At 44.6% G+C, this 8,526-nt stretch carries 8 protein-coding genes; 1 reads left to right on the forward strand and 7 read right to left on the reverse strand.

Features of this window, described 5'->3' with window-relative positions; all coding sequences use genetic code 11:
• From ileS to F6K20_RS14045, 7 genes are all read right to left on the reverse strand, one after another.
• Positions 1 to 1,575: isoleucine--tRNA ligase (gene ileS / locus F6K20_RS14015; protein WP_287295034.1), on the reverse strand; the 1,575-nt coding region annotated here is incomplete at its 3' end.
• A 287-nt stretch (positions 1,576 to 1,862) separates the two neighbouring features.
• Positions 1,863 to 2,654, reverse strand: coding sequence for a Ycf66 family protein (locus F6K20_RS14020; RefSeq protein ID WP_008190929.1), 792 nt, complete (start codon positions 2,652 to 2,654; stop codon positions 1,863 to 1,865).
• Between the two features lie 521 nt (positions 2,655 to 3,175).
• The gene (locus F6K20_RS14025; RefSeq protein WP_287253945.1) at positions 3,176 to 3,508 is read right to left on the reverse strand and encodes a mannan-binding lectin; all 333 of its coding nucleotides are present in this window, start codon (positions 3,506 to 3,508) and stop codon (positions 3,176 to 3,178) included.
• A 528-nt stretch (positions 3,509 to 4,036) separates the two neighbouring features.
• On the reverse strand, positions 4,037 to 5,062 hold the full coding sequence (locus F6K20_RS14030) for an ABC transporter permease (RefSeq protein WP_008190926.1): 1,026 nt from the start codon (positions 5,060 to 5,062) through the stop codon (positions 4,037 to 4,039).
• 351 nt (positions 5,063 to 5,413) lie between these two features.
• Positions 5,414 to 5,638 (reverse strand): nucleoside hydrolase, encoded by a 225-nt coding sequence (locus tag F6K20_RS14035; RefSeq protein WP_008190923.1) that lies wholly within the window; start codon positions 5,636 to 5,638, stop codon positions 5,414 to 5,416.
• Positions 5,639 to 5,731: 93 nt separating this feature from the next.
• The gene (locus F6K20_RS14040) at positions 5,732 to 6,901 is read right to left on the reverse strand and encodes an RNA-guided endonuclease InsQ/TnpB family protein (protein ID WP_229414768.1); all 1,170 of its coding nucleotides are present in this window, start codon (positions 6,899 to 6,901) and stop codon (positions 5,732 to 5,734) included.
• A gap of 202 nt (positions 6,902 to 7,103) precedes the next feature.
• Positions 7,104 to 7,790, reverse strand: a complete 687-nt coding sequence (locus tag F6K20_RS14045) for a nucleoside hydrolase (protein ID WP_202799285.1) — start codon at positions 7,788 to 7,790, stop codon at positions 7,104 to 7,106.
• A 362-nt stretch (positions 7,791 to 8,152) separates the two neighbouring features.
• Between F6K20_RS14045 and iscB the strand changes: the two genes are divergently transcribed.
• A partial coding sequence (iscB, locus tag F6K20_RS14050; protein ID WP_287295035.1) for an RNA-guided endonuclease IscB occupies positions 8,153 to 8,526 on the forward strand: 374 nt, incomplete at its 3' end.

The following is an 8,526-nucleotide window of genomic DNA, read 5'->3' on the forward strand; positions in this document are numbered from 1 at the left end:
TGATTCTGGTAACAATTCCTCTACTGATAGTTCCCACCAGGCATCAGAACCTTTCTCAGCAATAATTCCCTGGACGTAAGCAATGGTTTCTTCATTGAGCAGGGGTTCGTTGGTTTGTTCGTCGTAGAATACCGGAATTGGTACACCCCAGCTCCGTTGGCGGGAAATGCACCAATCGGAACGATCTGCCACCATCGGGGTAATCCGGTTTTGTCCTTGGGCAGGGATCCATTTTACGGATGCGATCGCATTTATCGCTTCATCCCGGAATCCCTCTACTGAAGCAAACCATTGTTCTGTGGCTCTAAAGATAGTTGGCTTTTTAGTGCGCCAATCGTAAGGATATTTATGAACATAGGGCACCTCTTTCAGCAATGACCCAGCTGTGTTCAGTGCCTCAATGATGGCTGGATTGGCATCCTTGAGCACATTCAATCCAGCAAACTGTCCGGCCTCTGCGGTAAACTTCCCATCCGCATCTACTGGGGAAAGGATAGGTAAGCCATAACGCTGACCCACACCATAGTCTTCTTGACCATGACCAGGAGCCGTGTGAACCAAACCTGTCCCCGATTCAGTGGTGATGTAATCCCCACCAATCACAATTTTGCTTTCCCGATCAAATAGGGGATGCTGGTAAGTACAATCCTCCAACGCCTCACCCTTAACAGTGGTTTTGACCGTAAGTGGAGTTTCCAGAGTAGCTGATAGTCTTTCTACCAAATCCGCTGCTACTAATAGGAATTGGAATTGGTTAGTTTGGGAACCATCTTCCACTACCGCATAGGTCAGTTCTGGATTAACGGCTACTGCCAAATTTCCAGGGATTGTCCAGGGAGTGGTCGTCCAAATCGCCACACCAAGATTTGGCAAAAATGGCTCTAGGATCTCCTTTATCCCTGGCCCTGCCTTAGTTATTGGGAAAGCCGCATAGATACTTGGGGAGGTGTGACCTTCCGGATATTCCAACTCCGCTTCCGCTAGGGCTGTTTTAGAACTGGGACTCCAGTGAACTGGCTTCAGGCCTCTGTAGATATAGCCCTTCAAGACCATTTGACCAAAGACCCCAATTTGAGCCGCTTCGTACTGTGGGTTTAGAGTCAGGTAAGGATTTTCCCAGTCTCCCCATACTCCATACCGCTGGAAACCTTTGCTTTGCTGCTCTACTGTTTTCAGGGCAAATTTCTTGGCTTTACGGCGCAGTTTGATCGGAGTCAGCTGTTGACGCTCCTCTAGCTTCATGGCTTGCAAGACTTTCAGCTCAATCGGCAAGCCATGACAGTCCCAACCAGGGACATAGCGTACTTTGCGACCTTGCAACAGTTGGTATTTATTAATGATATCCTTGAGTACTTTATTAAGGGCGTGACCCATGTGCAGAGACCCGTTGGCGTAGGGGGGGCCATCATGCAACACGAAAATCTCGCCAGGATTATTTTGTGACAGGCGCTCATAAATAGTTTGCTCTGCCCAAAACTTTTGGAGTTCTGGTTCTCGCTTGATAGCGTTTGCCCGCATATTAAACTCGGTTTTGGGCAGATTGACCGTATCTTTATAGCTTTTGGATGCTGTCACAGTTTGAAGCCAAAATTCTAGTAGATCAGTTGATTAGCAGTTGATTAGATCGCTATAACCAACTTTAACTTGCTAACCGCTGATTGTGTACTGCTGAGTCGTTACAGGCCACATCACACAATCAACGGTCAACAAAGGATATATATCTATATAATATATCTCTCTTATTTTTATTGGCAGCAATCTGGCCAACCTTACAAATTTCCCAAGGAAGAATGGTGGGATTTTTTAGAAATCGGTTGTTTTGGGGTTGAAGCTGGTGGTAGCTTTTATGTTGCGCTCTATTTTTATTCCACCTTCGGATTAGGAGGTGGTGGGGCTTTTGCTTCTGGTGCGATCGCTTCTGGTGCGATCGCTTCTGGTTTCTGCTCTGGCTCCTGACTTGACTCCGGCTCTGGGGGGGGTGAGTCTTCCTTAGGGACTGCTACTGCTTGGGGGGTTTCTGTCTCTGGGGGAGGTGAGTCTTCCTTAGCCGCTGCTACTGGTTGAGGGGTTTCTGTTTTAGGGATAGTTGTTTCAGCAGAATCTGAGGTTTTAGTGTCATCTGTTTCTATAACCGCTGCTTGGGTAGTGGATGCTACCGTAGTTGCTTCATCCGCTGCAGGGCTTGGTTGGGTAGTTTTGGGATTGGTTTCCTGGGTGGGGGACGCCATGGTGGTATCTGCCGGTACAGCAGGAGTTCGGGCTGAGTCTTGGCGTTTGCCCAAAAGATTGCCAAAAAAGCCAGTTACTTTAGGTATTAGCCCTTTTAATGACTCACTTGGCAGTATTTCTTGAATTTTGGCGATAAATTCACCTTGACTTGGGATAGGGGTTTGTTGGTCAATCGGTATCAAGGCTCGTCGCAAGGTCAAGGTTTGCCAACCCAACCAGCCTACCAGGGATACACCCGCAATTTGACCGATTAAGACGCCGCCAGTAATGCGTCCAGCACAAATCCATAACACTAGAGCGTAGAATAATCCCACTCCACTCCAGATAAAGTCATATTTACGATGAACCTCTGGTAAAAAGAAGGCAGCTAGGTAAAAGACTAAGCTACCAAGAGCAATAACCAACGCCAAGAGGTATGCCAGCATTTTCGGAGTACTCCTTACGTGCTTCTTTACTCATTCTGAAGCAAAATGTTGCCTCATATACAGATTATCCATGAATTAATCACTCACATAACCTTCACCACACTTACTCGATCCAGTATAGTGTGGGCTTTCAGTAGCCCTCATCCGCGCTTGGCCTACAAGGGGTCTTATTTCCTGGCAAGGGTAGGTTTATTTGCCTAGTAGATTACTTGGATTACAGTTCTGGATTCGGTGTCTTTCCTCGTTTTTAAATAGGTAAATAGTTATCTGGGGTATTGATAATAATTCTGATCAAAATTTTTTTTGAGGTAGAAAGTTAATTCGTTCACTCTCACTGAAAATGCCAAAGGATGGTATTCGATTTACCATCGTTGACGCGCCTTTCATCCCCAGTTCACAGGAGGATGGGGTATTCAGCGATCGCGATAAAAAAGTAATGAGCCTACCTGAGGCTCATTACTTTTTTATTACTAATTACTAATCCTTTCTAGATAGTTAGCAATCTGTTATAGTTTCACAAACTAGGAAAATTTGCAGGAACAAACAGACATTGCATTCCATACAGTAGTCCACCAGTTACCATCCCAGGCACCAGCTTTGTTCTCACAGACGGCTGGACACTTACCTTTAGCATCATCATTATTCCAAATCGGACCAGCTTCAAGAGCTAAGGTTTGATCGCAGCCACAGACAGACATTTCATTTGGTACGGTAGTAACCCAGTTACCGTTCCACTTAGTACCTGCTTTCTCACAGACCGCAGGACACTTAGCTTCAGCATCACCCTGATTCCAGATTGGACCGGCTTCAAGGTCGTAAGCGAAAGCGTTAGCTGCAAGAGTGACAGCTCCCACACTGACTCTTTGAGTTCAGTGTGGGCTTCCCAGCCAATCCAGCTATTGCTTAGGAGGCGCTGGGCTTTAAGAACGGACTGCCCTGCCGCTCTGTTTTCTTGGTCTTTTGTTTAATAATGTTTGACCAACTTCCCAGCATTTATGGCCTTTGGCCACGCTACGCGAACGGCTTTGAAAGTCAGTATTTCCAGTATAACACATCGATTGGTCTAAAGTGAAAGACTCTGTGCAAAATTCATCCCACACTCATGCTGCGCATGTTCGTTGTGGGGCTTCTTTTGCCGGAAGCTAAATTGGTTTCTATATTTAGAACGTTTGGGAAGGTTATTTTGTGACAAATTTTTTGAGTTCTGGAGAGATTTTTTATTTATCAAGAATAGTTGTTTAATTTTTATTAAACTCAATATTATATCATATCATGTCCGGATAATGACCCTTAATAGCAATCTTTCTGATTACCCCATTTCCCCATCCCCCATCTCCTCATCTCCCGATCTGCATCTGTACTCCTACGTTAAAGAATTGCGATTAGTACCGAATACGGGGGTCAATCAAAGCATTAACAATATCAATGGCAATACTTGCGATTACCACAATAGTGGCAAAAAATACCATAATCCCTTGCACCGTCGGGTAATCCCGCCCAGAAATTGCCTCATACAACCGATTCCCTAACCCTGGCCAAGAGAATGTCACCTCTGTCAACACTGCTCCACCTAATAAAGCAGCTAAGGTCAACCCTAGCACTGTAATCACAGGAATCATGGCATTTTTCAGAGCATGGGCAAAAACAATCCGTCTTTCGTGAATACCTCTAGCTCTGGCCGCTTCTACATAATCAGCCTTGAGAGTTTGCTTCAAGTTTACCCGCACAATCCGTTCAAAGATGCCACTCAACAGCAGCCCTAAGGTAATACTGGGTAAGGCTAAATAATAGATAGCAGTGAAAAACTGAACCAAATTACCACTGAAGAGACTATCTATTGTATAAAGACCAGTAAACCCTTCTGGTGTTGCTAGGCTAATGGGATAGCGAGTACCGATGGGAAACCAACCCAGCTGAACAGAGAAAATTAATTGCACCACCATCCCCATCCAAAACAGAGGGATGGAGTAAGTAATGATACCAAATAATCTACCCCCCACATCCCAAACTGTTCCGCTTCGGGATGCGGCTAAAGTACCAACTCCTATACCAACTAAGAATGCTATGGCCATGCCGCATACTGATAGTTCTACAGTTGCGGGGAAATGTTGTTGAATAATCTCCCAGACTTTTTGACCTTGGCTGGTGATTGAGGTACCTAAGTCTAAACGTAGCAAAGATCCTAAGTAGCGAATATACTGCAACCACAACGGGTCAGCTAATCCTAATTGTTTTCGGTAGTCTTCTTTAACGATATCTGGAGCGCGATTCCCTAATACAGCATCCACAGGATCTCCTGGGGTAGCTCTGAGCAGAAGAAACACTAGGGTGGTAATGGTCCATAGCATCAGGGGCGCTAGCAGCAGGCGGATTATTATGTAGTATTTTAGGGCTTTGGCACGGGACATAAGGAAACAGGGAATCGGGAATTGGGAATCGGGAATCGGGAATCGGGAATCGGGAACTTCGGATGAAGTAGTTTTGGATTAAGTTAGTCTATTTAAAGACATTTTTGATTAACAAAAATCTGTTTTGATTAAAATTTATTTTTTAAATATTGATAATCCTTGTTTAACCAGGCTTGTAGAGATGATTTTATGGTAATTTATCACAAATAATCTGGGATATTCATAATTTTTTGATCAATTCTAAATTCTAAATTCTAAATTCTAAATTCTAAATTCTAAATTCTAAATTCTAAATTCTAAATCCCTTTCTTTCCCATAATTGATGACTTTGGCAACAGATATAATTAACAATTATCCCAAGCAACGGTATAAATGTTCTTTCCATCGGGGTGCGTCGATGGAGCAAATTACAGTCATGTTTGGTGTTTGGTTAAGTACTCCTAGCTCATCCACTACCGTTTGACCACGGGTAAGTTCGCTTAATGTTTCTACCTCGACATAGTATTTACCTTGCCTGGTTATTATGGCTGGGTCGAGAGCCACTGCCATCGCTACAGGATCAGCAAGGGGTGACATACTCCCAACACCAAATTTTCGTTCCTAACGTCACTCAAATTATAGTGTGGGCTTCTCAACTTGCATCGAGAACTTGGTGCTTCATCGGGAATCCTACGATTCTTCCTTCACACCCAGCTTGACCGCTAGACCTTCAACGGCTGCAATACCTCTATTTACTAAGATTTTCCCACTAGCCACATCGCGAGGCATAACGACATGGCATTCTGGACAGCTATGTATCCTAACACTCAAATCTTTAGGCACATCAGCCCCACATTCAGGGCAAAGTTGACTACTACCTTTGGCATCAACTTTCTGATGGTAAGTCCCAGTTTGGCGACAAACCCAATCCAAAATATTGAGAAATTGTCCTGGGGCACTATCAAGGACGTGCTTGGCAAGCATACCTTTACTCAGTCCCAAAATATTCAAATCCTCAGCAAATATCATTCCTGCCTGACGACAAAGATGATTACTGATTTTGTAGTGAAAATCTTGTCGCTGATTGCTAATCTTTTCGTGCAGCAAAGATATCTTTTTAGCCAGTGCTTGATAAGACTTACTTCCTCTTTCTTTCTTGCTAAGTCTGCGTTGCAGCCATTTCAGCTTGCTTTGAGACTGAATGTAGAACCGAGGGTTATCAATCAATTCACCTTGGCTAGTAGCTACAAAACTGGATATACCCCAATCAATCCCTAAAGGTTCACCATGAGGCATGGGTTCGGGGATAGAAATGTCAGACTGTAAAATCCGTTGAGCATACCAACCCGAAGCCTTGAACAAAACCCGAACTTGCTTGACAACAAATCCATCAGGAATAGCCCGATGCAAAACAATGGGCATCTTGCCAATCTTAGGGAGTTTGATTTGCCACCCAGTAATCGGATTCGATTTGAACTGAGGAAATACAAAAGAACGATATCGTCCGACTTTTTTGAAGCGTGGAAATCCAAACTGTCTCTGTTGCCTCATCTTAAATGCTCTATCAAGTCTCTTGAGAGCATCTTGAAGAACTTGAGAGTGAACGGCTTTGAACTCAGGAATATTTTTCTTGGCGACCGTCAGTGCGTTCTGTTGTTTGTAGTAATCGGGATATGGCTCGTCAACAGAGATAATATATTCGTGTCTGAGACTACAAGCGTCAACTCTACACTTACGGCTATTTATCCAGTCTTTTCTTTGTCGCAGTGCGTAATTGTAAACACGCCGACATTGTTCGAGCCAATCAAGCATTTTAGCTTCTTGGTCAATATCTGGATGAATGCGATATGTGTAAGTCATGCTTTCCATGAGTATATTCTAACAGATTTTATTGTCTTGTTAAAATATTTAAATTGCCAATTTTTGGGGCATCGAACCCCTCAATTGGCTTGGGTAGTCCATGTATCCCGACGCTAATTCTGCGAATATAGCACGGGACTTATAGCTCCCCAAACCCCTCGCCAGTTAAGCCACGGGAATTTTGAATCTTAACACTGGCGTCTTACGCTCTAGCGTTGCAGTCTACAGCAAAACGTGCTATGTCTGTGCCTAAGTTTTTGATTTGTGCGATCTCATCGGGGAGTAATGCTGCTTCACCACGGCTTAATTCCCAACCGACCATCTCCATCGGCATGCCACTGTGAAAGACAATTTTAGCAGCATCTGGATCTACCCAAATGTTATATTCCGCAGCTGGAGTAACGTTGCCCACCACATTAGCGGCTCCACCCATGATCACGCAACGCTTTACTAGGGAGGCTATTTCTGGGGCACGGAGTAATGCGATCGCAATATTAGTCAGTGGTCCTAAAGTAACTAAGGTGATTTCCTTGGGATTAGTCTTAATAGTATCAATGATGATATCCACACCATGAGCTAGCTGGGGTTTAGCCTGGGGCTCAGGGTAGTGCATGTTCCCCATACCGTCTTCACCATGGAACCATTGAGCATATTGGCATGGGCGGAGCATTGGTTTAGGGCAGCCAAGGTAGACAGGGGTGGATGCGCCGCACATCTGGACGGTATACAGGGCGTTTTTTGCACCCTGTTCCACAGGTACATTTCCACTAACTATAGTGATAGCTTCAACCTGGACATCTGGCCAACGATGTGCCATCAGGAGTGCAACGGCATCATCGGAAGCGGTATCGGTGTCAATCAGGAATTTCCGCATATGTGAATGTAGCATTTCTTAATGGTATTACTACCAGAACTCTTAATGTCTTCTTTAGGCAAGAACCCAAAATATCGGGCTAACCTGGGAGTGAATCCACCCTAGACAACTACTACAGCAAAACTGGCGGACCAATTACTAAACCTTAGCAAACCTGCTCAAATCGGGTTTTTACTGAGTCTTCAGATTGGTCAAGCTCACCAAATGGTAAACGCTATGAAGGTCACGATACCCTGGGGTGCAAGCCAGCTCCAGGCTCTATCGCTTCTGATTAAACAGGTGATGAATTAATTTAGTGAAGCCAGTGTCAGGAGCCTAACAAGCTTTGATAGCCGAGCGAGGCACACTTTACCCTTAACGGGAGTAAACACAAAACCATGTGTAATTACGTCTTTGTTTTAGATGCAAGCCATAAACCCCTCAATCCCTGCCGTCCCGTTACCGCCAGGAAGCTTTTAACGGCTGGGAAGGCGGCTGTATATCGCCGTTACCCTTTCACCATTATCTTGAAAAAGCAGGTAGACGGCGTTGCCAAACCGATGTCCCTCAAGATCGATCCTGGCTCCAAGATTACTGGTCTAGCTATTGTGTATGGTAATCAGGTGGTATGGTCTGCTGAAATAGAACATCGTGGCTCCAAAATCAAATCAGCTCTCGACTCTCGTAGAGCAGTTCGTCGTTCCCGTAGAAACAGGAAATGCCGCTACCGAAAGCCACGTTTCAACAACCGAAAACGCCCAGAAGGTTGGTT

The organism is Moorena sp. SIO2C4 (assembly GCF_010672485.1).
In the GTDB taxonomy this organism is placed as follows: domain Bacteria; phylum Cyanobacteriota; class Cyanobacteriia; order Cyanobacteriales; family Coleofasciculaceae; genus Moorena; species Moorena producens.

Bases quoted from the DNA above. Each gene is read 5' to 3' on its own strand.
- F6K20_RS14020 (WP_008190929.1), bottom strand. From the start codon at position 2,654: ATGCTGGCATACCTCTTGGCGTTGGTTATTGCTCTTGGTAGCTTAGTC.
- F6K20_RS14030 (WP_008190926.1), bottom strand. From the start codon at position 5,062: ATGTCCCGTGCCAAAGCCCTAAAATACTACATAATAATCCGCCTGCTG.
- F6K20_RS14035 (WP_008190923.1), bottom strand. From the start codon at position 5,638: ATGTCACCCCTTGCTGATCCTGTAGCGATGGCAGTGGCTCTCGACCCA.
- F6K20_RS14040 (WP_229414768.1), bottom strand. From the start codon at position 6,901: ATGACTTACACATATCGCATTCATCCAGATATTGACCAAGAAGCTAAA.
- F6K20_RS14045 (WP_202799285.1), bottom strand. From the start codon at position 7,790: ATGCTACATTCACATATGCGGAAATTCCTGATTGACACCGATACCGCT.